The organism is Phyllobacterium myrsinacearum, from assembly GCF_002980555.1.
Lineage (GTDB): Bacteria > Pseudomonadota > Alphaproteobacteria > Rhizobiales > Rhizobiaceae > Phyllobacterium > Phyllobacterium myrsinacearum.
In genome coordinates, this window is the sequence record NZ_PVBT01000003.1 from 562,720 (window position 1) to 585,162 (window position 22,443).

The following is a 22,443-nucleotide window of genomic DNA, read 5'->3' on the forward strand; positions in this document are numbered from 1 at the left end:
GCGGAAAGTGCAATTCTTGCGGCACAGCATTGGGGACGCAAGCTGGTTAGTTTAGTTTTGAAACGGGAGAGGTCTTCCATGTTGAAAAGTTTGTCGACAGTCGCAGTTGCCGCGCTTCTGGCATTTTCGGTAGCCGGTTGCACAACAAGTGAACAGCGTACAGCGGGTTATGGCGTTGGCGGTGCAGCACTTGGTGCTTTGGCTGGTGGTGCAATCGGTGGTGGCCGTGGCGCACTGGCCGGCGCTGCCATTGGTGGTGTTGGTGGTGTCGCTGTTGGCGCTGCAACGGCCAATAATGACGGCGGCGGCCGCCGTTACTGCACATACGAAAACCGTTACGGCGAACGCTATCGCGCGCCTTGCCGCGGTTACTAATCGTTCCCCATCAGGGAAAGCGGAACAGGCCGGGAAACCGGCCTGTTTTTGTTTGCCGGGTTCATGGGCTGATCTTTGTTCTGCCGCATTAAGCCCGCACGATATGGCCGCTATATTCATGTTGAGAGGATTTACGATGAGTTTTCGTTTGACCGCCATTGCGGTTTCCGCGCTCCTGGCCATGTCACTGGCCGGCTGCGAAACGAGCGAACAGAACCAGCGGGCCGGGACGGGCGCGTTGATCGGCGGCGGTGTCGGCGCACTCGCCGGACAGGCACTCGGACACAACACCAAGAGCACCGTGATCGGTGCGGCCGGCGGCGCGCTTCTCGGTGCGGCAGTCGGTACGGCAACGACGCCAAGCGGCAGCGGCAATGGCAATCAGAACCTGTGCCGGTACCAGCGGCCCGATGGCAGCATCTACAATGCCCCTTGCGAAGGCAATGGCGGCCGTGGTGCCCCCTATGGCGGCTATAACAACAACGGATACAACAACGGCGGCTACTGAGCGGCGCGCTGCTGAACGGATGCAGACAGGCCGGTTTTCCGGCCTGTTCTGTTTTATGCGATAAAGATATTTGACAGCGGCACCAATCTCGCCGACAAGCGCCCGTCGGCACTGATGTCCGGCGATTGCGCTCCTTTTCCAGAACTGAAAAACGCCATGGCTCCACCCCTTCTTCGTCTTGACCGGATTGCACTGACGTTTGGCGGTACGCCGCTCCTCAGCGATGCGGCGATTTCCGTCAGCGAGGGCGATCGCATTGCCCTTGTCGGCCGCAATGGCTCCGGCAAGTCGACACTGCTCAAGATCGCGGCGGGCTTCATCACCCCGACCGACGGCGAAGTGTTCCGCCATCCCGGCGTCACCGTCCGCTATCTCGCCCAGGCACCCGACATGGAAGGATTTGCCAATGTCCGCGACTATGTCGAGGCGGGCCTTGGACCGGCAGACGATCTTTACCGCGTCAGCTACATTCTTGAGCATCTCGGCCTGACCGGCGAGGAAAAGCCGGATAATCTGTCGGGCGGCGAGGCGCGGCGTGCGGCGCTGGCCAAGGTTCTCGCCCCCCAGCCCGACATTCTGCTTCTCGACGAGCCGACCAACCACCTCGACCTGACGACCATTGAATGGCTGGAAGGCGAGTTGCGGCAGATCCGCTCCAGCATCGTCGTTATCTCGCATGACAGGCGGTTTCTGGAAAATATCAGCCGGTCGACGGTCTGGCTTGACCGCGGCGTTACGAAACGGCTCGACCAGGGCTTTGGCGCCTTCGAGGAATGGCGCGACAAGGTGCTGGAGGAAGAAGAGCGCGATCTGCACAAGCTCGGCCGCCAGATCGTGCGCGAGGAGCATTGGTTACGTTACGGCGTTACGGCACGGCGCAAGCGCAACATGCGGCGTCTCGGCGAACTCCAGAGCATGCGCGGGGAATTCCGCAATCATCGCCGCGCGCAGGGAACCGCCGTCTTGAAGGCCAGCGACGCCAGGGAATCCGGCAAGCTGGTCATCGAGGCAGAACACCTGGTCAAGGCCTATGGCGAACGCGTGCTGGTCAAGGATTTCTCCACACGCATCCAGCGCGGCAACTGCGTCGGCTTTGTCGGTCCGAATGGTGTCGGCAAGACCACGCTTCTCTCCATGCTGACCGGCCTGCTCGCGCCGGACAGCGGTTTCGTGCGTCTTGGCACCAATCTTGAAATTGCCGTGCTGGACCAGAAGCGCGACAGTCTCAACCTCGACCAGACACTATCGGACTACCTGACCGACGGGCGCGGCGAGAATGTCATCGTCAATGGCGAACAGCGCCATGTGGCGTCGTACATGAAGGACTTCCTGTTCCAGCCCGAGCAGTTGCGCACGCCGATCCGCGAATTGTCGGGCGGTGAGCGGGCGCGGCTGATGCTGGCGCGCGTCCTCGCGCGCCCGGCCAATCTGCTGGTGCTCGACGAGCCGACCAACGATCTCGACATGGAAACGCTCGACCTCCTGCAGGAACTGGTGTCCGGTTTTGCCGGAACCGTTCTCCTGGTCAGCCACGACCGCGATTTCCTCGACCGTACCGTAACGTCGGTGATTGCGCCGGAAGGCGACGGGCGCTGGCTCGAATATGCCGGCGGCTATACGGACATGCTGGCGCAGCGCAGGGAAGCGCTGGCGACACGCAAGGAGCTGAAGACGGCCAAATCAGCAGCGCCCGCCGAAGCCGGCGGGGAAAAACCGGCGGTGCAGCGCGAGGAAAAGCGCAAACTGTCCTACAAGCAGAAATTCGCGCTGGAAAACCTGCCGGGCAAGATGGAGGCGCTGCATGCGGACATCCACAAGCTCGAAGCCAAACTCGCCGATCCCGAGCTTTTTGCCAAAAACCCGCAGGTGTTCAACAAGACCGTCGAGGAGATCGGCAAGAAGCGGCACGATCTCGAGCGCTTCGAGGAAGAGTGGCTGGAGCTGGAAATGCTGCGCGAGGAAATCGAGGGCTAGGGCCTCGCTTGTCCCGCCGATCCGGCAGATCAGCTCGCCTTGGGCGCGATCTTGGCCGCGAGGTTTTCGATCCGCGTGGTGACTTCGGACAGAACGCCGGTGATGGCCGTGTCGTTCTTGTCTGCCCGCTGCAGAGCTTCATCGCGGCTCTTGCGCAGGGCGTCGGCCTCGTTTTCAAGTCCTTTGACCCGCATCTGCAATTCATGCAGCTCGTCCGTGATCATGATGCCGGCCATGACAGTCAGGCGCAAATCGCCGATTTCACCGAAGGACGATTTGAGGTGCGTCACGTAACGGTCGAACCGCTCGGCAAGGCCGGTCAGGTGCTGTTCCTGGCCCTCGTCGCAGGCCATCCGGTAGGCTTTGCCGTCAATCGTAACTGTTACAGTGGCCATGGGCGTCTCTTTCAGCTGATAGCGGTATTACCGGTCCAGAACGGTGCGAATGGATTCCATCGCCGTTACGAGACGGCGGGAGACTTCCTTGTTGGCGGCTTCCAGGCGTTCCGCACGCCCTTCCGACGCGTCCAGCTCCTGGGCCAGCCTGCGCCGGTCCATGTTCATGCGCTGGACCTCTTCCTCCGCTTCGGCAAAATCACCCTCCTGCTCAAGACGCAGATCAACCGCGTCCTCGAGGTGAGCCAAGGCTTTTGCCAATCGTTCCAGAACCTGCTTGAGGGTGGCTTCCGGTGCCATTTTCGCGTTTCCCCTGTGTGTCGCTCTTTTACGCGAATCGCAAAAAGAAGAACAGCTTATGCGCCGAAGTCTAGAGGGCACATCAACGTCGCGTCAATCAATCCGCGTTGTCACAGTCCAGTCATGCACCGATAATCGAGTATCGGGTGCCCTTGTTCCCGCCCGTGCGACGAAAGAGCCCGCTTTCCGAATGCCTCAATTTGACTTAGGTTTTATTGACTCCCTGATGACACCTGCTATGTGTCGCGTGCCTTTTGGATTTTGTCTGAACCGGCGTCCAGAAACGGCATTTCCTATCCTCTTCGAAAGACGGTACACATGACCAATTCTGAAAAATCCAACCAAATGGCCAATGCAATCCGCTTTCTGTCGGCAGATGCAGTGGAGAAGGCCAATTCCGGCCATCCCGGCCTTCCCATGGGCGCAGCTGATATTGCGACCGTTCTTTATACCCGTTTCCTCAAGCACGATCCGAAGGCGCCGCATTGGCCCGACCGCGATCGCTTTGTCCTTTCCGCCGGACATGGCTCGATGCTGCTCTATTCGGTGCTTTATCTCTCCGGTTACGAAGATATCACCATCGATCAGATCAAGAATTTCCGCCAGCTTGGCTCGCGCACGGCCGGTCATCCCGAATATGGTCACGCCGCCGGCATCGAAACCACCACAGGCCCGCTCGGCCAGGGTCTGGCCAATTCCGTTGGCATGGCGCTGTCCGAGCGCATCCTGAATGCCCATTTTGGTGATGATCTCGTCAACCACCATACCTATGTGATCGCCGGTGATGGCTGCCTCATGGAAGGCATCAGCCAGGAAGCCATTGCGCTTGCCGGTCATCTCAAGCTGAACAAGCTCATCGTTTTCTGGGACCACAACAACATTTCCATCGACGGTCCGGTTTCGCTCGCCGACAATACGGATCAGTGCGCCCGCTTCGAAGCGTCCGGCTGGAACTCGATCAATGTCGATGGCCACGACCAGGATGCGATTGCCGCGGCGATCGAAAAGGCCCACAAGTCCGACAAGCCGACCCTGATCGCCTGCAAGACGACCATCGGTTTTGGTGCGCCCACCAAGGCCGGCACCAACAAGGTGCATGGCTCGCCGCTCGGTGCGGAAGAACTGGCCGGCGCCCGCAAGGCCCTCGGCTGGACATCCGAGCCATTCGTCGTTCCCGCTGATATTCTCGACACATGGCGCGCCTCCGGTCTGCGCTCCGCCAAGGAGCATGCCGCATGGGAACAGCGTCTGGCTGCGACCAATGCCGAGACCCGCGCCGAGTTCGACCGCCGCATGCGCGGCGACCTGCCTGCCAATTTCGATGCCACCATCGTCGCCTACAAGAAGAAGCTTTCGCAAGACAAGCCGAAGGTCGCGACCCGCAAGGCATCGGAAATGGCGCTTGAAGTCATCAACGCTGTTGTTCCCGAAACCATTGGCGGCTCTGCCGACCTGACCGGTTCCAACAACACCAAGACCAGCCAGACCCAGAACATCACCCCTGACGATTATGGTCAGCGTTACGTGCATTACGGCATCCGCGAGCACGGCATGGCTGCTGCCATGAACGGTATCGCGCTGCATGGCGGGCTTATTCCCTATTCCGGCACGTTCCTGACTTTCTCGGATTATGCACGCGGTGCGATGCGTCTTTCCAGCCTGATGGGCATCCGCGTCATCTATGTCATGACGCATGATTCCATCGGCCTGGGCGAAGATGGTCCGACGCACCAGCCGGTCGAACATCTGGCAGCACTGCGCGCCATTCCGAACAATTATGTGTTCCGCCCCGCCGACGTTGTTGAAACGGCCGAATGCTGGCAGCTGGCACTGGAGTCCCGCAAGACTCCATCGACACTGGCACTGACACGCCAGAACCTGCCGACGGTCCGGACCGACCATTCCGATGAAAACAAATGCGCCTACGGTGCCTATGAACTGGCCCCGGCCAGCGGCAAGGCTGAAGTGACGATTTTCGCGACCGGTTCGGAAGTCGAAATTGCGCTCGCCGCCCGTGCGCAGCTGGAAAAGGATGGCCATCCCGCGCGCGTCGTTTCCGTGCCCTGCTTCGAACTCTTCGAACAGCAGAGCGAAGACTACAAGCGCGCTCTGATCGGCGAAGCCCCGGTCAAGGTTGCGGTGGAAGCTGCCATCCGCCTCGGCTGGGACCGTTTCATCGGCCTCGACGGCATCTTTGTCGGCATGACCGGCTTTGGCGCCAGCGGTCCGATCGAAGAGCTCTACAAGCATTTCGGCATCACCGCGGAAGCCATCGTCGCGGCGGCGGAAGGCAAGTTGAAATAATCGGCGGGTCTACCGCTTCACACCATTCATCAAGGGCTCCTCACTACCCCCAAGGAGAAACTAAAAAATGACAGTTCGCGTTGCAATCAACGGGTTTGGCCGCATTGGCCGCAATGTTCTTCGCGCCATTATCGAATCCGGCCGCACCGACATCAAGGTTGTCGGCATCAACGATCTGGGTCCGGTCGAGACCAATGCGCATCTGATGCGCTATGATTCCGTGCATGGCCGCTTCCCCGGCACGGTAACGGTTTCCGGCGATACCATCGACGTCGGCCAGGGCCCGATCAAGGTCACTGCCGTGCGCAATCCGGCAGAATTGCCGTGGAAAGAGCTTAACGTTGATATTGCGCTGGAATGCACCGGCATTTTCACGGCGCGCGACAAGGCGGCCGCCCATCTTGAAGCCGGCGCCAAGCGCGTCATCGTGTCGGCGCCTGCTGACGGTGCCGACCTGACGGTTGTGTTCGGTGTGAACCATCACAAGCTGACCAAGGAACACCTGGTCATTTCCAATGCGTCCTGCACCACCAACTGCCTTGCCCCGGTTGCATTTGTGCTCAACGAAGCTGTCGGCATCGATCATGGTTTCATGACCACGATCCACAGCTATACCGGCGACCAGCCGACGCTCGATACCATGCACAAGGATCTCTATCGCGGCCGTGCGGCTGCCCTGTCGATGATCCCGACATCGACCGGCGCTGCCAAGGCTGTCGGTCTCGTCCTGCCGGAACTCAACGGCAAGCTCGACGGCAGCTCGATCCGCGTTCCGACGCCCAATGTCTCGGTCGTGGACTTCAAGTTCGTTGCCAAGCGTGCGACCACGGTTGCCGAGATCAACGATGCCATCAAGTCCGCCGCCAACGGCAAGCTGAAGGGTATCCTCGGCTATACCGATGCGCCGAATGTCTCGATCGATTTCAACCATGACCCGCATTCATCCGTGTTCCATCTTGACCAGACCAAGGTGATGGAAGGAACATTCGTGCGCGTCCTGTCGTGGTACGACAATGAATGGGGCTTCTCGAACCGCATGGCCGACACGGCTGTCGCGTTCAGCAAGGTCATCTGAGACGCTTGCTCCGGTATGAGTTGAACGGCAGGCGTTTACATCCCCCTCAGTCCTGCCGGACATCTCCCCCACAAGGGGGGAGATCAGCTTTCAGATTTGTTGAAGCACATTATCGAATGTGACGATGAGCGATAACACCAATGCCAATGTGATCTCCCCCCTTGTGGGGGAGATGGGCGGTAGCCCAGAGGGGGGTGCTGGCAAATTCAAATGAGGGGTAATCACCATGCCAGCTTTCAAGACACTCGATGATGCCGATGTTGTGGGAAAACGCGTTCTTCTGCGCGTCGACCTCAATGTGCCGGTTGCCAACGGCCACGTAACCGACGCCACCCGGATCGAGCGTGTCGCTCCCACCATCCTTGAATTGTCGAAAAAGGGCGCCAAGGTCATTCTGCTTGCGCATTTCGGCCGCCCGAAGGATGGACCGACGCCGGAATTCAGCCTCAAGCCCATCGCGCATGCGGTTGCCAAGGTGATTGGCCAGAACGTGCATTTCGCCGAGGACAGTATCGGCGACAAGGCGGCAGAAGCCGTCGCCAAGCTCGCGAACGGCGATATACTGCTTCTGGAAAACACCCGTTTCCACAAGGGCGAGGAAAAGAACGATCCGGCCTATGTCAAGGCATTGGCCGCCAATGGCGATATCTACGTCAACGACGCGTTTTCCGCCGCGCACCGCGCCCATGCCTCGACCGAAGGTCTGGCGCATGTGCTGCCGGCCTATGCGGGCCGCACCATGCAGGCCGAGCTTGAAGCACTGGAAAGCGGCCTCGGCAATCCGAAGCGCCCTGTGGTGGCCGTTGTCGGCGGCGCCAAGGTGTCGTCCAAGCTCGATCTCCTCGGCAATCTCGTCGAGAAGGTCGACGCGCTGGTGATCGGCGGCGGCATGGCCAATACATTCCTGGCGGCGCAGGGCGTCAAGGTCGGCAAATCGCTGTGCGAGCACGACCTGGCCGACACGGCCCGCGAGATCATGGCCAAGGCACAGGCGGCCAACTGCACCATCATCCTGCCGGTTGACGCCATCGTTGCCTGGCATTTTGAAGCCAATGCGCCGTTCCACGCCTATGGTCTGGATGCCATTCCCGAGGATGGCATGATCCTCGATGTCGGGCCGCAGTCGATCGAGCGCATCAAGGGTGCCATCGATGATGCGGCAACGCTGGTGTGGAACGGTCCTCTCGGCGCTTTCGAGCTGACACCGTTCGACAAGGCAACCGTTGCCGCGGCGCGGCATGTGGCCGAGCGCACCAAGTCCGGCCATCTCGTCTCGGTTGCCGGTGGCGGCGACACGGTGGCGGCGCTCAACCATGCCGGTATCGCCGATGATCTGACCTATGTGTCGACCGCGGGCGGCGCCTTCCTTGAATGGATGGAAGGCAAGCCGCTTCCGGGTGTCGATGTCCTCAAGCGCTGATGGCCTGTTGAAGGCGTGATCCGGGGTCTGCCAAGGCCCCGGATTAACGAAGAACAGAAAATGTTATCCTGTTAAATCGGTTGAAAAAATTTCAATCGTTTCAAAGGCTTGAACTGCCATTTCGTTTGATATGAGCTTCTGGTATGGGCCAGACCACTAGAAACGGAGTGCATGATCTATGAGCGAACGCCTGGAAGATATCGCGATTGCAATGGTTGCCAGCGGCAAGGGCCTGCTTGCTGCGGATGAAAGTACCGCAACAATCAAGAAGCGGTTCGATACGATTGGGCTGGAATCGACAGCCGATAGCCGCCGCGACTATCGCGAAATGCTGTTCCGCTCGGACGATGCCATGAAGAACTACATCTCCGGCGTCATTCTCTATGATGAAACCCTGCGTCAGAACGCCAAGGACGGCACGCCCTTCGTGCAGATCCTGAAAGCGGCCGGCAGCATTGCGGGCATCAAGGTCGATGCCGGTGCCAAGAGCCTCGCCGGGTTTGCCGACGAGACCATCACGGAAGGCCTCGACGGCCTGCGCGAGCGGCTGGCCGAATATTACAAGCTGGGTGCGCGCTTTGCCAAATGGCGCGGTGTCATCAACATTTCGGACGCTCTGCCAACATGGGGTGCTGTCAAGCAGAACGCACAGGCTCTCGCCCGTTATGCCGCCCTTTGCCAGGAAGCCGGCATCGTGCCGATCGTCGAACCGGAAGTGCTGATGGACGGCAAGCCGGGTACCCACACGATCGAGCGCTGCTACGACGTGACCGAATGGGTATTGAAGACCGTTTTCACTGAACTTTACGATGCCCGCGTCGTGCTGGAAGGCATGCTTCTCAAGCCGAACATGGTCATCGACGGCAAGAATGCCCGCAAGGCTTCGGTCGAACAGGTGGCCGAGCAGACCCTGCGTGTCCTGAAGGCGACGGTTCCATCCGCCGTGCCCGGCATTGCCTTCCTGTCCGGCGGCCAGTCGGATGAAGAGGCAACGGCGCATCTCTCGGCCATGAATGCTGCGCACGATCTGCCGTGGAAGCTGACATTCTCCTATGGCCGCGCCCTGCAGGCCGCTGCCCTGAGCGCCTGGAACGGCAAGCCGGAAAACGTTGCAGCCGGTCAGCGCGCCTTCGCGCACCGCGCCAAAATGAACAGCCTTGCCGCAACCGGCGGCTGGAAAAAGGACCTGGAAGAGGCCGCTTAAGCGTTTCTTATCCAAAAACAGCTCTCATAGAGCCCGGGCCTGATTGAGGTCCGGGCTTTTTTGTGTGCTGTGAGGACTGTTTGACCAAACCATCGGCTTTCCATCCGCTTGTCAGCTGGCTGCTGTTTCCGGTCTATGCGTGGCAGGGCATTGCCGTGCGCCTGAAGACCGAGCGCATGCTGCCGCCGCCAGCCTTTCCCGTGGGCGAGATCGCGGGCAAGGAGCCGGCCATCCGCCTGCTGGTGCTGGGCGATTCCTCGGCCGCCGGCGTTGGGGTGAGCGATGTCTGGCAAAGCCTCTGCGTGCGGCTTGCCGTGCACCTGCAGGGCCGGACGGGACGCAAGATCATCTGGCGCGCCGCCGGATTCAATTCGGCGACATCGGGCCAGCTGCGCGATCACGTGGTGCCCAATATCGAGCGGGGCATGTGGACCCATATCGTTCTGACTGCTGGCACCAACGACACCAAGAACTTTCATTCGGTTGCCCGCTTTAAGAAGGAATTCGGCGGGCTGCTCTATGCGCTGAAAGCAAAGTGGCCGGAGACCTCGGTCGTCTGGTCGCCGGTCATTGATTTCCGCGACGTGCCCGCCATGCCGCCGCTGCTCGGGCGCATTCTGGAAGGGCGGGCCGGTGCCATCAACGCCATGGGTGAGCGGCTCTGCCGAGAACGCATGGCAATACCGGCGCCGCGCCTGCCGGTGGAAGGTCCCGAAGGCTTTTCCAGCGATGGTTTCCATGCCTCCGCACTCGGCTACGATGCCTGGGCGAAACATCTCGTGCCCTATGTGCTTAATCTCACCGTGAGGGAAGCTACCGCGCGCGAAGGCGAAGCAAACTCATAACCCGCTGTGGCTCAGCACCACGACCACCAGCATGGCAAATATCGCTCCGGCGGCGATTTTCCAGAAATCCCCGCGCTTCTTCATGCCGGGCCAGCCCAATGGCTTGATCAGGTGCAGCGCCATCAGGACGATCAGCAGCAGCGGCAGAATCTTGAGCATCGTCGTTACAAAGCCTGCCGCCTGAGGGAAGGGGTGGATGGGGATCCGACAAGTGTGTGATCCCGCGCCAATTGTCAAATCCGCCTTTGACTCCGGGACGCACATTGGGGAAGGTACGTCATCTGGGAGGATATTCATGACATCACGCTATGCACAGGTCTACCGGGACTGGCAGTCCGATCCGGAGGGATTTTGGGCCAGGGCCGCCGAGGCCATCGACTGGTCGCGGCCGTGGGAACAGGTCTTCGATGCCACGCATCAGCCTTATGGCCGCTGGTATCCGGGAGCGGAGTGCAACACCTGCTACAACGCCGTCGACCGTCACGTGGAGCGCGGCCGGGGCGATCAGGCCGCCCTGATCTATGACAGCGCGGTGACCGGCACGGGCCGCAAGATCACCTATGCCGCCTTGCTTGACGAGGTGAACGCGCTGGCGGCGGTGCTGACCGATCGGGGTGTCGCCCGGGGCGACCGCGTCATCATCTATATGGCGATGGTGCCCGAAGCGGTGGTGGCCATGCTGGCCTGCGCGCGCATCGGCGCGGTGCATTCGGTTGTTTTCGGCGGGTTTGCCGCGCACGAGCTGGCCACGCGCATCGACGATGCCAAGCCGGTGATGATCATCGCCACCTCCTGCGGCCTTGAGCCGGGCCGGGTGGTGGCCTACAAGCCGATGCTGGACAAGGCCATCGAACAGGCGGCGCACAAGGTTTCCTCCTGTCTCATTCTCGTGCGCCCGCAACAGCCGCACGAACTGGTTGCCGGGCGTGATATCGACTATGCCGCGGCCGTTGCTGCCGCCAGCGGACGAAAGGTGCCCTGCGCGAACGTGAAGGCAACCGATCCGCTCTATATCCTCTATACCTCGGGCACCACGGGCCAGCCGAAGGGCGTGGTGCGCGACAATGGCGGCCATCTCGTCGCGCTGGCGTGGTCGATGGGCGCGGTCTATGACACGGCTGCGGGCGACGTGTTCTGGGCCGCCTCCGATATCGGCTGGGCGGTCGGCCACTCCTACATCGCCTATGCGCCGCTGTTCATCGGCGCGACAAGCGTCCTGTTCGAAGGCAAGCCGGTGGGAACGCCCGATGCCGGCACATTCTGGCGGGTGATCGCCGAGCACAAGGTCAAGGTGCTGTTCACCGCGCCGACAGCGTTCCGCGCCATCAAGAAGGAAGACCCGAAAGGCACGTTCATCGGCACATATGACCTGTCCTCGCTGCAATATCTGTTTCTGGCGGGCGAGCGGGCGGATACGGACACGATCAAATGGGCCGAGGAAAAGCTGGGCGTTCCCGTCATCGACCATTGGTGGCAGACGGAGAGCGGCTGGGCCATGGCGGCCAATCCGGCGGGTCTGGGCATGCTGCCGGTCAAATACGGGTCGCCGGCCGTGCCCATGCCCGGTTATGACGTGCAGGTGCTCGATGACGCCGGACACCCGGTCAAGCGGGGTGAACTGGGCAATATCGTGGTCAAGCTGCCCCTGCCGCCCGCCTGCCTGCCGACGCTGTGGAACGCCGACCAGCGGTTCCGCGACGCCTATATGGCGGAATTCCCCGGCTATTACAAAACCGCCGATGCCGGGATCATCGATGAGGACGGTTACATCTACATCATGAGCCGTACCGACGACATCATCAATGTCGCCGGGCATCGCCTGTCGACGGGGTCGATGGAGGAGGTGCTGTCAAGCCATCCCGACGTGGCGGAATGCGCTGTCATCGGCATTGCTGACCATCTGAAGGGCCAGGTTCCCTGCGGTTTTATCGTGCTCAAATCGGGGGTCACCCGCGCGGCGGCGGATATCGAGCAGGAATGCGTCGCCCTGGTCCGCGAGCGGATCGGCCCTGTTGCGGCCTTCAAGATCGCGGTGACGGCCAAGCGGCTGCCGAAAACCCGGTCCGGCAAGATCCTGCGCGGCACGATGCAGAAGATTGCCGATCAGGAGCCATGGAACATGCCGGCCACCATTGACGATCCCGCCATCCTCGACGAGATCAAGGCCGTGCTCAACGCCAGGGGCATCGGCATTCCCGCCGGTTGACCGCCCGCGCGATCATCCTGTCCCCGTCAAATCCGGGCCGCATCTTTCCTGCCCCTGCTGACAGGCTCCTGACAGAAGGTTGTCAGGAGGGGTGTGCGATAGTGTCTCCGTAAGCAAAGGAGACAGGGTCATGAATATGGTTGATTTTGGAATCGTCGGAACAGTCAGGCGCCTGTGGTCACATTATGCACATGTGCGTGACGAAATGCGGACTGAACGCTCCGTCAGCGCACTCCCGGACTATCTGCTGAAGGATATCGGCTGGCCGGATGCCTATGCGGAACGTCTGGCACGCCGCAATTCAATGAAGGAAATCGCCGGCAATGACAATGCCGGCGCTGTCCGCCCATCCGCCCGTTCACGGCGTCCGGCCCATACGGCAACCGGAAAAACAAGCCAGAACGGACATTTCAAGCTAGAATACTGATCAGCAGCGCCGGAAGGGAGCAACAGCAATGGACCAGAAAAAGACAATCGGCCTTGTATTCATCGATGCGTTTGCCGATTGGGAGTTCGGTCTGCTTTCAGGATCGGCCGTCGAATGGTTCGGTGCGCGGGTGGTTGCCCTGGCGCCGGCGGCCGGTCCCCTCAGGTCCATTGGCGGATTGCATCTCGTGCCGGATCGCGGGCTCGATCCGCTGGACAATACCGATCTGGACGCGGTTGCGGTGATCGGCGCCAACACCTGGCCGTCGGAGGATGCTCCTGACATTGCGCCGCTGCTGCATTCGGTTCTGTCGCGCGGCGGCATTGTCGGCGGCATCTGCGGCGGGACGCTGGCTCTTGCCCGCGCGGGTGTTTTCGAAGGCCGCAGACACACCAGCAACGGCGCAGGCTGGATACAATCCCAGATCGGAGACTATGCCGGTTCCTCCCTGTATCAGGATGTGCCCCATGCGGTGCGTGACGCGCATATTGTCAGCGCCGCCGGATCGGCACCGGGCACTTTTGCCACGGAATTTCTCGAAGCGTTCCTGCCGGAGCAGGCGGGACAGATTGCCGAGATGCGCAGCTTTATTGCGCGCGAGTATCAGGCAGTGTGAAGGATTAGCAGGATGCGCCGTGCAGACCGTCTCTTTCAGATCGTACAGAAACTTCGGGGCGGGCGGCTGGTTACCGCACGCCAGCTGGCGGAAAAGCTCGAAGTGTCTGAACGCACCATCTATCGCGATATTGCCGACCTCCAGTCCACCGGCGTGCCGATCGACGGCGAGGCGGGGGTCGGCTATATCCTGCGGGAAGGCTTTGACCTGCCGCCGCTGATGTTCACGCGCGACGAGGTGGTCGCGCTGGTTGCCGGCGCCCGGCTGATAACCGCCTGGGGCGGCGCTTCCATGGCGCGCGCGGCGGAAGAAGCCATCATCAAGATCGGGGCTGTCCTGCCCAAGGATGACCGCCCGCGCATTGCCAATACGCATATTCATTCGTCGGGAACCAATATCAGCAGCCATGACCGGGCGATGATCGATCTTGCCGAGAACGCCGCCGACCAGTGCCAGGTGCTGTCGGTGGCCTATAAGGACATGGACGGCAAGGAAAGCATACGGGACATCAGGCCGCTCGGTCTGTGGTTCTGGGGCAAGGTCTGGACCGTGATCAGCTGGTGCGAATTGCGCAATGATTTCCGTACATTCCGCATCGACCGGATCACCCGGGCCGAGAAGGCGCAACGCATCTTCCGGCAGGAGCGCGGCAAGACGCTGGCCGATTTCTACCGGCGGATGGAACTCAGCGAAGCGCCCGATGCCAAGAAGGCATCCTAGAAGGCTGCGCGCGCGGCGGCAAAATCCTCCCGGCTCATGGCAAAGCACCGGTATGGGATGCCATCGGCGGCGGCCTTGAGGCCAATCTTCTGCGCCACATGGATAGAGGCGGCATTCTCGGGATGGATCGCAGCGATGATGCGTTCGACGCCGACCTGCTCGAACGCATGCACGACGAGCGGCCGCGCCGCTTCCGTGGCATAGCCCTTGCCCCAGGCGTGGCGATTGAGCCGCCAGCCGATTTCGATATCCGGCCCCACCGCATCGTCCGGGATCAGCAGCACCCAGCCGAGGAACAGGTCCGGCTGCTCTCTGGCGAAGATCGACCAGTAGCCGAGGCCGGGGCCGAAATCGGCCTCCATGCGCGCGGTGACGAAACGGCGGTGCGCCTCGGGGTCCTGCCAGGGCCCCGGCAGATATTTCGTCACCTCCGGGTCGCGGTCCATGGCCATGCAGGCTTCGATATCAGCTGCGGTGCGCGGGCGCAGGAAAAGGCGGTCTGTCTCGAATACCGGCAGCAAGGCTGTACCTCCCGTAAAAGAAAAAAGCTCCACCGGAGGCGGAGCTTTCTCGATTCCAGGACTGCCCGTCAAGGCAATCGTCGGGCTTATTCGTCTTCGTCTTCGTCCGCATTGCGGCCCTTGAGCGAGGACAGCTTGGCGAAAACCTTGTCCGCATCGAGCTCTTCGTCCTCTTCGCGGACGGCTGGCTGGATGTCGAGGTTTTCCGTGGCCGATGCCGGCAGCAATGTATCGCCGCCTTCGCCGGGCTGGACCGGACGGTTGCGGGAAGAACGCTCGACCTCAAGGTCGAGATCGATCTGCGAGCACAGGCCGAGGGTCACCGGGTCCATCGGCTGGAGATTGTTGGAATTCCAGTGGGTGCGGTTGCGGATCTGCTCGATGGTCGACTTCGTCGTGCCGATGAGGCGCGAAACCTGCGCATCCTTCAGTTCAGGATGGTTGCGCACCAGCCACAGGATGGCGTTCGGGCGATCCTGGCGCTTGGACAGCGGCGTGTAGCGCGGTCCCTTGCGCTTGGCTTCCGGCACACGCACCTTCGGCTCGAGAATCTTCAACTTGTGATTGATGTCGGCTTCACCCCTGGCGATTTCCTCGCGCGAGAGCTGGCCGGTCATCAGCGGATCCAGCCCCTTGATGCCCTGGGCGGATTCACCGTCGGCAATCGCCTTCACCTCGAGCGGGTGCAGTTTGCAGAAGGCGGCAATCTGGTCAAAAGACAGAGCGGTATTGTCGACAAGCCAGACGGCCGTTGCCTTTGGCATGAGAAGCTGGGTGGCCATTGAATATAGTCCTCTCGTTCGTCCGCTCCGGTGAGGCGGGACGTGGGTTCAACCACAATTTCCGGGAATTCGAGGCGTTATATAGCGGTAAATTCCCGATTGAGCAAGAATCGGTTTTAGCAGCAACCGAATGCAATTACTGGTTTCATCAAACTGTCATGAAATTGTCATGCCGCTGCAACGCCCGCGGGCAAGTGATCCCTTGTAAACAAGAGGAGATTCAACAATGCCGCGCAAGACCCTTTGCATCGGACTGTGGACCGCTCTGGCCGCTTCCGTTGCCCTGCCAGCCGCTGCCGAACCGGTTTTCAACCGGATTGCCAGCTTCCCGGTTGCTGACAACCTGCCCAAGGATGCAGACAAGTCCAAGCCGACGTCTTCGGAAATCATCACGGCCTCGGAAGACGGCAAGACGCTGATCTATTCGGACAGCCCCTACGGCGCCATCGGCTTCATCGATATCACCGACGCTGCCAAACCCAAGGCGGGCGGCCTGCTGAAGGTCGAAGGCGAGCCGACGTCCGTCGCGGTCGCCGGCGCCATGGTGCTGGCTGCGGTCAACACCTCCAAGGACCACAAGAATCCCTCCGGCCGGCTTGACGTGATCGACCTTGCGGCGCGCAAGGTGCTGACGAGCTGTGATCTCGGCGGTCAGCCGGATTCGGTCGCCGTCTCGCCCGACAGGACCTTTGCTGCCGTTGCCATCGAAAACGAGCGCGACGAAAAGCTCAATGATGGCGAGCTGCCGCAGCTTCCCTCCGGCGATCTCAAGATTTTCTCGCTGAAGAATGGCGCGCCCGATTGCACGAGCATGAAGACGGTCACTCTGACCGGTCTCGCCGACATCGCCCCGGAGGATGCCGAACCGGAATTCGTATCGATCAACGCGAACAACCAGATCGCCGTCACCCTGCAGGAAAACAACCACATCGCGATCATCGATGCGGCCAGCGGCAAGATCACCTCGCATTTCTCCGCCGGTACGGTCGACCTCGACAAGATCGACGTCAAGAACGACGGCGCGCTGAAATTCGACGGCAGCATGAAGGGCGTCCTGCGCGAGCCGGATACCGTGAAATGGCTGGGGAATGACCGCATTCTCGTGGCCAATGAAGGCGACTACAAGGGCGGTTCGCGCAGCTTCACGATCTTCTCCACCGATGGCAAGGTTCTCTACGAATCCGGGCCCTCGCTGGAGCACAGGATTGCGGCGGCCGGCCATTATCCCGACAAGCGCAACAAGAAGGGCGTCGAACTTGAAGGTGCCGAAGTCGCCCAATATGGCGACACGAACTACATCTTCGTTGCCAGCGAGCGCGCCTCTGTCGTCGGCGTCTACAAGGATACCGGCAAGGACCCGGAATTCGTGCAGCTGCTGCCATCGGGCATCGCCCCGGAAGGCATTCTTGCCATTCCCTCGCGCAATCTGTTCGTCACCGCCAATGAATCCGATCTGGTCGCGGATGGCGGCGCGCGTTCCCATGTCATGATCTATGAGCTGAAAGACCAGGAACCGGCCTATCCGAAAATCGTGTCGGCATCGAAGGATGACGGTACGCCGCTGGGCTGGGGTGCGCTGTCGGGCCTGGTTGCAGACCTGAAGGAGGCGGGCAAGCTCTATGCGGTCTCGGACTCGTTCTATTCCGCTGCGCCCGCCATCTACACCATCGATGCCAAGCAGACACCGGCGAAGATCACCCGGGCACTGGTGGTCACGCGCGGCGGCCAGCCGGCCCAGAAGCTCGATCTGGAGGGCATCACCACCGATGGCGCGGGCGGCTTCTGGCTTGCCAATGAGGGCGACCAGTCCAAGCTGGTGCCGCATGCGATCTTCAACGTCAACGAGAAGGGCGAGATCAAGAAGGAAATCGCACTTCCCGAAGAGCTGCTGCCGCATCAGACCCGTTTCGGGCTGGAAGGGATCACCCGCGTCGGCGAAGGCGATGCCACCGTTCTGTGGATGGCTGTGCAGCGGGAATGGAAGGATGATGAAAAAGGCTTCGTCAAGCTCCTGAGCTACAACGTCAAGGACAAGAGCTGGGGTGCCGTCTCCTATCCGCTGGACAAGAAGAGCGGCGACGGCTGGGTTGGTCTTTCCGAAATCACCGCCCATGACGGCCAGCTCTACATTGTCGAACGCGACAATCTGATTGGCGACAAGGCGGTCAACAAGAAGCTTTATCGCGTGGCGCTGGACGGGCTGAAACCGGCAAAGCTCGGCGAAAAGCTGCCGGTTGCCGAGAAGACGCTGGCACGCGACTTCATCGCCGACCTGAAGAGCACGAATGGCTATATCGTCGACAAGCTGGAAGGCTTTACCGTCGATGTCGCCGGCAACGGCTATGCGGTCACCGACAATGACGGCGTCGACGGCTCATCCGGCGAAACGCTGTTCTTCGGCATCGGCAAGGTCAGCGCGGCAAACTGAGCCGTCCGCAACGCTTGCAGGAGGCCGCGCTTGCTGCGCGGCCTTTTGCTTGAGGCATGTCAGCTGACGTCGAGAACGATCTTGCCGACATGCTTGCCTTCCTCCATGCGTTCATGCGCGCGCCACGCCTCGTGGAATGGATAGACCATGTCGATGACCGGTGCGACGCGGCGCTGCACCAGCAGGGGCCAGACCTTCAGCTCCAGTTCCCGTGCAATGCCGGCCTTGAACTCGACCGGGCGTGCCCGCAGGGTCGATCCCGTGTGGGTCAGCCGCTTGATCATGATTTTGGACACATCGACGGTGGCCTTGGCGCCATTGAGATGGGCAATCTGCACGATCCGCCCGTCGACGGCGGCAGCGTCGTAATTGCGCTCGGTATAATCGCCGCCGACCATATCGAGCGTCAGGTTGACGCCCTTGCCGCCGGTGGCTTCCTTCACCGCATCGACAAAATCATGCGTGCGGTAGTTGACGGCCCGGTCGGCGCCAAGCTTCAGGCAGGCTTCGCATTTGTCATCGGAACCGGCCGTGGTGATGACATAGGCGCCGAACGCGCTGGCAAGCTGGATCGCCGTGGTGCCGATGCCGGATGTGCCGCCATGCACGAGGAATGTCTCGCCGCTCTTCAGGCCGCCCCGTTCGAAGACATTGTGCCAGACGGTGAAAAAGGTTTCGGGCAGGGCGGCGGCTTCGATGAAACCGTATCCCGCCGGGATCGGCAGGGCCGTGGTCTCGTGCACGGTGCAGTACTGGGCATAGCCGCCGTCCGCCACCAGTGCCGTCACCCGGTCGCCGGGGCGGAAGCGCGTGACGGCGCTGCCCACGGCGACCACGTCACCGGCAATTTCAAGGCCAGGAATGTCCGATGCGCCGGGCGGCGGCGGATAATGACCCTGGCGCTGCAGCACGTCAGGCCGGTTGACGCCAGCCGCATGCACCTGAACCAGAAGTTCATTCGGCCCTGCTTCCGGAACGCCGCGCTTTCCCGGCTTGAGGACCAGCGGACCGCCCGGCTGGGTGATCTCGATCGCGGTCATCGTCGTCGGAATTTTACTGGCCATGGACATGCTCTCCTTCAGTTGATTCGCTTGAATGATTTGCAATTCGAAGCGTGGGGACTGTATCCTTTCAGCATAAAGCGGCAAGTGGAGGACATGATGTCACTTTTCGACGAGGAACCGAAACGCAGGGTTGCCCACGAGATCGGGCAGGAACTTTCTCTGCTTTCCGTCGCCGAGCTGGACGAGCGCATCGGCATCCTGCGGGCGGAAATCACCCGGCTTGAGGAAGAGCGCACGCGCAAGGGCAGCAGCAAGCTGGCGGCGGAAGCACTTTTTCGCTGAAACGGAACGTAAATGATGCGGATGTCATGATGTCTCCGCATTGCTGATCGAGACGGGCCTGTACCGGCTTGTTTGCCGGCATCCGTCCAAGCATTGGGGTATCGCTGTGTTCCGTTCGTTCGTTCAGGTCTTCGCCCTCTTGTGTGGCACGTCATTCCTGGTCATGGCCTCGGGCCTGCACGGGCTCCTGCTGCCGTTGCGCGGCGGGGCGGAGGGTTTTTCCACCACATCGCTCGGTCTTCTCGGTACCGCCTGGGCCGGCGGGTTCATTACCGCCTGCCTGCTGGCGCCGCGCCTGGTGCGCCGCGTCGGCCACGTCCGGGCATTCAGCGCCTTTGCCGCCATTGCCGCCATTGTTGCGCTGATGACCGGTATCCTCGTGCAGGCCACCGCCTGGATCGCGCTGCGGGCGCTGACCGGCTTTGCCATGGCCGGCGCCTATATGGTGATCGAAAGCTGGCTGAACGAGCGGGCGACCAATGCCAACCGCGGTCAGATCTTCGGCCTCTACATGGTGGTGAACTTTGCCTCCATCACGGCGGGCCAGATGATGATCGGCTTCGGCGACGTGCACAACGGCACCTTTTTCATGCTGACGGGGGTCCTGTTCTGCCTGGCGCTGATTCCGACGGCCATTTCCACCGCCAGCAGCCCGAAACCGCTGACGGAAGTGCAGCTTGACCTCAAGGCGCTCTACCGCAATTCGCCGGTTGCCTTTGTCGGCTGCATGCTGATCGGCGTTGCCAACGGCGCCTTCGGCACGCTGGGCGCCGTCTATGGCGCGGCGACGGGCATCACCACCACGGAAATCGCCCTGATGATGAGCGCCTCGGTGATGGGCGGCGCTTTGATGCAGATCCCGGTCGGGCGCATGTCCGACCGCACCGACCGGCGCTATGTCCTGGCTTTCGTCGCCGGTGCGGCGGCGATCATCGGCATCCTGATCTTCCTGATCGGCTCGCGTCAGGCAACGGTCATCCTGTTCATGACGGCGATCTATGGCGGACTGGCCTATACGCTCTATCCGGTGGCCGTGGCCCATGCCAACGACTATTCGGACTCGCAGAATTTCGTCAAGGTGACCGGCGGCCTGCTGCTGCTCTATGGCTTCGGCACCATGGTCGGTCCGATCCTCGGCGCCTGGGCCATGGAATATGTTGCGCCCGAGGGCCTGTTTGCGATCACCGCGCTGGCACATGTCTCGATCATGACCCATGCCATCATCCGCTCGCGCATGCGGGCGGCCATGCCGATTGCGATGCGGGACAATTTCCAGACCGTGCCGTCGGAACGGGCAACGCCCGAGGGCATCAAGCTCGATCCCAGGGCGGAAGCCCAGCCGGACTGATGTTCCGGCGTTTTTCGTACAAAATGCGTTGACATTGCCGGCAGTTTAAAACGACTATTCGGCATGGCCGAAACCGACGCATTTGCAGCCATTTCCGATCCGAACCGCCGCTATCTGCTGGAAGAGTTACGGCGCGGTCCCAAGACCGTGAATGAACTGGCGCTTGGTCTGCCCATTTCGCGTCCTGCGGTATCCCAGCACCTGAAGGCGCTGCTGGATGCGCAACTGGTCAAGGTCAAGGCCGAGGGGACACGCCGGATTTATGCCGTCGACGACAGCGGCTTCTTTCACCTGAATTTATGGCTGGACCAGTTCTGGAGCGAATGATGGCCGCGTGTCGTACGGCCAATAAAAAACCCGGTCTCTGACCGGGTTTTTGTTTTAGTGCCAGCCCCGTTGCCTCTCCGGCAACCGGCTGAAATTCTTCGTCTGTCGGCCAAAGGCTCTAATGGCGCGTGGCGGTCGATCTCAGTTTTTCGATTTGCTCTTTCAGCATGAGCTTGCGGCGTTTCATATCGGTGATCTTCAAATCGTCGGTGGCAGGACTTGCCAGCGCTTCGGAGATTTCCTTCTCGAGTGCACCATGCTTACGTTCAAGCGTTTCAAGATGAGACTCAATGGCCATCCGGCTTCTCCCTTGGTTGGTTTCCTACTCGTTCATGCTCCGCCTGCCAAAGGGCGAGATTATGACAGAGCCGTGACACTCTGCCACCACTTGAAGCAATTGTCGAATTTGTTTCGTAGGATTTTCTTGTCATGTAAAATATGGTATTGCCACGTGCTGATCCGGTATTCTCGAACGCCGGACCAGACATTGGATTCTTCTAGAACAAAATACCGGGAATCACTGCATGTCCGACCAGGATCAGGCTGACATTCGATTGGCAGTCGCACGATTGAAACAGGAGCATCTGGATTTTGATGCCGCCATACAAGCGATGATCCAGGTTGGTTGCGACCAGCTTCGAATCCAGCGGATGAAAAAGAAGAAGCTCATCATCAAGGACAAGCTCATCGAGCTTGAAGACAAGATCATCCCAGACATTATTGCCTGATTTTCAACAGGTCATGACCGGCGGGCTGCCGATAACTTGCAGCGTCTCCGCTTTTCCGTTAATCCCTGCACGCTCCGCTGATCAGAGGATGTTCAATGGCCGATAAACGCGCTGACGTCGCAATCATCATGGGTAGCCAGTCCGATTGGGCAACCATGCGCCACGCCGCCGAGACACTTGATGCGCTCGGTATTTCTCACGATGACCGCATCGTTTCCGCCCACCGCACGCCGGACCGCCTGGTTGCCTTTGCCAAGGGCGCCCGCGATGCCGGTTTCAAGGTCGTGATTGCCGGTGCGGGCGGTGCCGCCCATCTGCCGGGAATGGCCGCTTCGATGACGCCGCTGCCGGTGTTCGGCGTGCCGGTGGAATCAAAAGCCCTTTCCGGGCAGGATTCGCTTCTGTCCATTGTCCAGATGCCCGCCGGCATTCCCGTCGGCACCCTGGCGATCGGCCGTGCCGGTGCGGTCAATGCCGCCCTTTTGGCTGCGGCTGTTCTGGCGCTGAACGATGCCGCACTGGCAAAACGGCTGGACGGCTGGCGCACGGCGCAGAGCGAAAAGGTCGCCGAACGGCCATCTGACGAGGCATGAG

General features: G+C 60.9%; 25 protein-coding genes. 18 read left to right on the forward strand and 7 right to left on the reverse strand.

Annotated elements, in window-relative coordinates; all coding sequences use genetic code 11:
- Positions 1-78 precede the first annotated feature (78 nt).
- The 3 genes from C5750_RS13450 to C5750_RS13460 all read left to right on the forward strand — a co-directional run bounded on the left by C5750_RS13450 (position 79) and on the right by C5750_RS13460 (position 2,857).
- Positions 79-375, forward strand: a complete 297-nt coding sequence (locus C5750_RS13450) for a hypothetical protein (protein ID WP_105734384.1) — start codon at positions 79-81, stop codon at positions 373-375.
- 136 nt (positions 376-511) lie between these two features.
- Complete coding sequence (locus C5750_RS13455; RefSeq protein WP_110003324.1) at positions 512-883, forward strand: YMGG-like glycine zipper-containing protein; 372 nt, start codon at positions 512-514, stop codon at positions 881-883.
- Positions 884-1,039: 156 nt separating this feature from the next.
- The gene (locus tag C5750_RS13460; RefSeq protein WP_105734385.1) at positions 1,040-2,857 is read left to right on the forward strand and encodes an ABC-F family ATP-binding cassette domain-containing protein; all 1,818 of its coding nucleotides are present in this window, start codon (positions 1,040-1,042) and stop codon (positions 2,855-2,857) included.
- A 29-nt stretch (positions 2,858-2,886) separates the two neighbouring features.
- On the opposite strand, the gene C5750_RS13465 is transcribed toward C5750_RS13460, so the two are convergent.
- Both C5750_RS13465 and C5750_RS13470 read right to left on the reverse strand, forming a co-directional pair.
- Entirely contained in the window at positions 2,887-3,252 is a 366-nt protein-coding gene (locus C5750_RS13465; RefSeq protein ID WP_105734386.1) for a cell division protein ZapA, read from the reverse strand.
- A 27-nt stretch (positions 3,253-3,279) separates the two neighbouring features.
- Positions 3,280-3,552 (reverse strand): DUF4164 domain-containing protein, encoded by a 273-nt coding sequence (locus C5750_RS13470; protein WP_105734387.1) that lies wholly within the window; start codon positions 3,550-3,552, stop codon positions 3,280-3,282.
- A gap of 318 nt (positions 3,553-3,870) precedes the next feature.
- Here C5750_RS13470 and tkt point away from each other — a divergent pair, with 318 nt between their 5' ends.
- From tkt to C5750_RS13495, 5 genes are all read left to right on the forward strand, one after another.
- Positions 3,871-5,856: a transketolase gene (tkt, locus tag C5750_RS13475; protein WP_105734388.1), complete on the forward strand. Its 1,986-nt coding sequence runs from the start codon at positions 3,871-3,873 to the stop codon at positions 5,854-5,856.
- Positions 5,857-5,923: 67 nt separating this feature from the next.
- On the forward strand, positions 5,924-6,931 hold the full coding sequence (gene gap, locus C5750_RS13480; protein ID WP_105734389.1) for a type I glyceraldehyde-3-phosphate dehydrogenase: 1,008 nt from the start codon (positions 5,924-5,926) through the stop codon (positions 6,929-6,931).
- Positions 6,932-7,157: 226 nt separating this feature from the next.
- Positions 7,158-8,351, forward strand: a complete 1,194-nt coding sequence (locus C5750_RS13485) for a phosphoglycerate kinase (RefSeq protein ID WP_105734390.1) — start codon at positions 7,158-7,160, stop codon at positions 8,349-8,351.
- 178 nt (positions 8,352-8,529) lie between these two features.
- On the forward strand, positions 8,530-9,555 hold the full coding sequence (locus C5750_RS13490) for a class I fructose-bisphosphate aldolase (RefSeq protein ID WP_105734391.1): 1,026 nt from the start codon (positions 8,530-8,532) through the stop codon (positions 9,553-9,555).
- An 80-nt stretch (positions 9,556-9,635) separates the two neighbouring features.
- On the forward strand, positions 9,636-10,400 hold the full coding sequence (locus tag C5750_RS13495) for an SGNH/GDSL hydrolase family protein (RefSeq protein ID WP_105734392.1): 765 nt from the start codon (positions 9,636-9,638) through the stop codon (positions 10,398-10,400).
- Here the strand turns inward: C5750_RS13495 and C5750_RS26560 are convergent.
- The gene (locus C5750_RS26560; protein ID WP_165401873.1) at positions 10,395-10,559 is read right to left on the reverse strand and encodes a hypothetical protein; all 165 of its coding nucleotides are present in this window, start codon (positions 10,557-10,559) and stop codon (positions 10,395-10,397) included. The two genes, C5750_RS13495 and C5750_RS26560, sit on opposite strands and share 6 nt — an antisense overlap.
- 136 nt (positions 10,560-10,695) lie before the next feature.
- Here C5750_RS26560 and C5750_RS13500 point away from each other — a divergent pair, with 136 nt between their 5' ends.
- The 4 genes from C5750_RS13500 (at position 10,696) to C5750_RS13515 (ending at position 14,369) form a co-directional block, all read left to right on the forward strand.
- Positions 10,696-12,606 (forward strand): propionyl-CoA synthetase, encoded by a 1,911-nt coding sequence (locus C5750_RS13500; RefSeq protein ID WP_105734393.1) that lies wholly within the window; start codon positions 10,696-10,698, stop codon positions 12,604-12,606.
- A gap of 130 nt (positions 12,607-12,736) precedes the next feature.
- The gene (locus C5750_RS13505; protein WP_105734394.1) at positions 12,737-13,033 is read left to right on the forward strand and encodes a DUF1127 domain-containing protein; all 297 of its coding nucleotides are present in this window, start codon (positions 12,737-12,739) and stop codon (positions 13,031-13,033) included.
- Positions 13,034-13,061: 28 nt separating this feature from the next.
- Positions 13,062-13,649: a DJ-1/PfpI family protein gene (locus C5750_RS13510; RefSeq protein WP_105734395.1), complete on the forward strand. Its 588-nt coding sequence runs from the start codon at positions 13,062-13,064 to the stop codon at positions 13,647-13,649.
- 12 nt (positions 13,650-13,661) lie between these two features.
- Positions 13,662-14,369, forward strand: a complete 708-nt coding sequence (locus tag C5750_RS13515; RefSeq protein WP_105734396.1) for a helix-turn-helix transcriptional regulator — start codon at positions 13,662-13,664, stop codon at positions 14,367-14,369.
- On the opposite strand, the gene C5750_RS13520 is transcribed toward C5750_RS13515, so the two are convergent.
- Positions 14,366-14,890, reverse strand: a complete 525-nt coding sequence (locus C5750_RS13520) for a GNAT family N-acetyltransferase (RefSeq protein ID WP_105734397.1) — start codon at positions 14,888-14,890, stop codon at positions 14,366-14,368. The two genes, C5750_RS13515 and C5750_RS13520, sit on opposite strands and share 4 nt — an antisense overlap.
- An 86-nt stretch (positions 14,891-14,976) precedes the next feature.
- Complete coding sequence (locus C5750_RS13525) at positions 14,977-15,672, reverse strand: DUF1013 domain-containing protein (protein WP_105734398.1); 696 nt, start codon at positions 15,670-15,672, stop codon at positions 14,977-14,979.
- Positions 15,673-15,898: 226 nt separating this feature from the next.
- Here C5750_RS13525 and C5750_RS13530 point away from each other — a divergent pair, with 226 nt between their 5' ends.
- The gene (locus tag C5750_RS13530; RefSeq protein WP_105734399.1) at positions 15,899-18,100 is read left to right on the forward strand and encodes an esterase-like activity of phytase family protein; all 2,202 of its coding nucleotides are present in this window, start codon (positions 15,899-15,901) and stop codon (positions 18,098-18,100) included.
- 59 nt (positions 18,101-18,159) lie between these two features.
- On the opposite strand, the gene C5750_RS13535 is transcribed toward C5750_RS13530, so the two are convergent.
- A complete protein-coding gene (locus tag C5750_RS13535; RefSeq protein WP_105734637.1) occupies positions 18,160-19,164 on the reverse strand; it encodes an NAD(P)H-quinone oxidoreductase in 1,005 nt (334 codons plus the stop codon).
- 96 nt (positions 19,165-19,260) lie between these two features.
- Between C5750_RS13535 and C5750_RS13540 the strand changes: the two genes are divergently transcribed.
- The 3 genes from C5750_RS13540 to C5750_RS13550 all read left to right on the forward strand — a co-directional run bounded on the left by C5750_RS13540 (position 19,261) and on the right by C5750_RS13550 (position 21,121).
- Positions 19,261-19,446 carry a DUF1192 domain-containing protein gene (locus C5750_RS13540; protein WP_105734400.1) on the forward strand — a complete coding sequence of 62 codons (186 nt, stop codon included), beginning with the start codon at positions 19,261-19,263 and terminating at the stop codon, positions 19,444-19,446.
- A gap of 106 nt (positions 19,447-19,552) precedes the next feature.
- Positions 19,553-20,794: an MFS transporter gene (locus tag C5750_RS13545; RefSeq protein WP_105734638.1), complete on the forward strand. Its 1,242-nt coding sequence runs from the start codon at positions 19,553-19,555 to the stop codon at positions 20,792-20,794.
- A 63-nt stretch (positions 20,795-20,857) separates the two neighbouring features.
- Positions 20,858-21,121, forward strand: coding sequence for an ArsR/SmtB family transcription factor (locus C5750_RS13550; protein WP_105734401.1), 264 nt, complete (start codon positions 20,858-20,860; stop codon positions 21,119-21,121).
- A gap of 118 nt (positions 21,122-21,239) precedes the next feature.
- Here C5750_RS13550 and C5750_RS13555 read toward each other — a convergent pair whose 3' ends face one another.
- Positions 21,240-21,419 (reverse strand): YdcH family protein, encoded by a 180-nt coding sequence (locus C5750_RS13555; protein WP_105734402.1) that lies wholly within the window; start codon positions 21,417-21,419, stop codon positions 21,240-21,242.
- A 226-nt stretch (positions 21,420-21,645) separates the two neighbouring features.
- Here C5750_RS13555 and C5750_RS13560 point away from each other — a divergent pair, with 226 nt between their 5' ends.
- On the forward strand, positions 21,646-21,849 hold the full coding sequence (locus C5750_RS13560; protein WP_008128260.1) for a YdcH family protein: 204 nt from the start codon (positions 21,646-21,648) through the stop codon (positions 21,847-21,849).
- Between the two features lie 95 nt (positions 21,850-21,944).
- Positions 21,945-22,442, forward strand: a complete 498-nt coding sequence (gene purE, locus C5750_RS13565) for a 5-(carboxyamino)imidazole ribonucleotide mutase (protein ID WP_105734403.1) — start codon at positions 21,945-21,947, stop codon at positions 22,440-22,442.
- Position 22,443: the final 1 nt, after the last annotated feature.

What these genes read in the sequence shown, in the direction of transcription:
- C5750_RS13450 (WP_105734384.1), top strand. Translation starts at nt 79, where the DNA reads ATGTTGAAAAGTTTGTCGACAGTCGCAGTTGCCGCGCTTCTGGCATTT.
- C5750_RS13455 (WP_110003324.1), top strand. Translation starts at nt 512, where the DNA reads ATGAGTTTTCGTTTGACCGCCATTGCGGTTTCCGCGCTCCTGGCCATG.
- C5750_RS13460 (WP_105734385.1), top strand. Translation starts at nt 1,040, where the DNA reads ATGGCTCCACCCCTTCTTCGTCTTGACCGGATTGCACTGACGTTTGGC.
- C5750_RS13465 (WP_105734386.1), bottom strand. Translation starts at nt 3,252, where the DNA reads ATGGCCACTGTAACAGTTACGATTGACGGCAAAGCCTACCGGATGGCC.
- C5750_RS13470 (WP_105734387.1), bottom strand. Translation starts at nt 3,552, where the DNA reads ATGGCACCGGAAGCCACCCTCAAGCAGGTTCTGGAACGATTGGCAAAA.
- tkt (WP_105734388.1), top strand. Translation starts at nt 3,871, where the DNA reads ATGACCAATTCTGAAAAATCCAACCAAATGGCCAATGCAATCCGCTTT.
- gap (WP_105734389.1), top strand. Translation starts at nt 5,924, where the DNA reads ATGACAGTTCGCGTTGCAATCAACGGGTTTGGCCGCATTGGCCGCAAT.
- C5750_RS13485 (WP_105734390.1), top strand. Translation starts at nt 7,158, where the DNA reads ATGCCAGCTTTCAAGACACTCGATGATGCCGATGTTGTGGGAAAACGC.
- C5750_RS13490 (WP_105734391.1), top strand. Translation starts at nt 8,530, where the DNA reads ATGAGCGAACGCCTGGAAGATATCGCGATTGCAATGGTTGCCAGCGGC.
- C5750_RS26560 (WP_165401873.1), bottom strand. Translation starts at nt 10,559, where the DNA reads ATGCTCAAGATTCTGCCGCTGCTGCTGATCGTCCTGATGGCGCTGCAC.
- C5750_RS13500 (WP_105734393.1), top strand. Translation starts at nt 10,696, where the DNA reads ATGACATCACGCTATGCACAGGTCTACCGGGACTGGCAGTCCGATCCG.
- C5750_RS13505 (WP_105734394.1), top strand. Translation starts at nt 12,737, where the DNA reads ATGAATATGGTTGATTTTGGAATCGTCGGAACAGTCAGGCGCCTGTGG.
- C5750_RS13510 (WP_105734395.1), top strand. Translation starts at nt 13,062, where the DNA reads ATGGACCAGAAAAAGACAATCGGCCTTGTATTCATCGATGCGTTTGCC.
- C5750_RS13515 (WP_105734396.1), top strand. Translation starts at nt 13,662, where the DNA reads ATGCGCCGTGCAGACCGTCTCTTTCAGATCGTACAGAAACTTCGGGGC.
- C5750_RS13525 (WP_105734398.1), bottom strand. Translation starts at nt 15,672, where the DNA reads ATGGCCACCCAGCTTCTCATGCCAAAGGCAACGGCCGTCTGGCTTGTC.
- C5750_RS13530 (WP_105734399.1), top strand. Translation starts at nt 15,899, where the DNA reads ATGCCGCGCAAGACCCTTTGCATCGGACTGTGGACCGCTCTGGCCGCT.
- C5750_RS13535 (WP_105734637.1), bottom strand. Translation starts at nt 19,164, where the DNA reads ATGGCCAGTAAAATTCCGACGACGATGACCGCGATCGAGATCACCCAG.
- C5750_RS13540 (WP_105734400.1), top strand. Translation starts at nt 19,261, where the DNA reads ATGTCACTTTTCGACGAGGAACCGAAACGCAGGGTTGCCCACGAGATC.
- C5750_RS13550 (WP_105734401.1), top strand. Translation starts at nt 20,858, where the DNA reads ATGGCCGAAACCGACGCATTTGCAGCCATTTCCGATCCGAACCGCCGC.
- C5750_RS13555 (WP_105734402.1), bottom strand. Translation starts at nt 21,419, where the DNA reads ATGGCCATTGAGTCTCATCTTGAAACGCTTGAACGTAAGCATGGTGCA.
- C5750_RS13560 (WP_008128260.1), top strand. Translation starts at nt 21,646, where the DNA reads ATGTCCGACCAGGATCAGGCTGACATTCGATTGGCAGTCGCACGATTG.
- purE (WP_105734403.1), top strand. Translation starts at nt 21,945, where the DNA reads ATGGCCGATAAACGCGCTGACGTCGCAATCATCATGGGTAGCCAGTCC.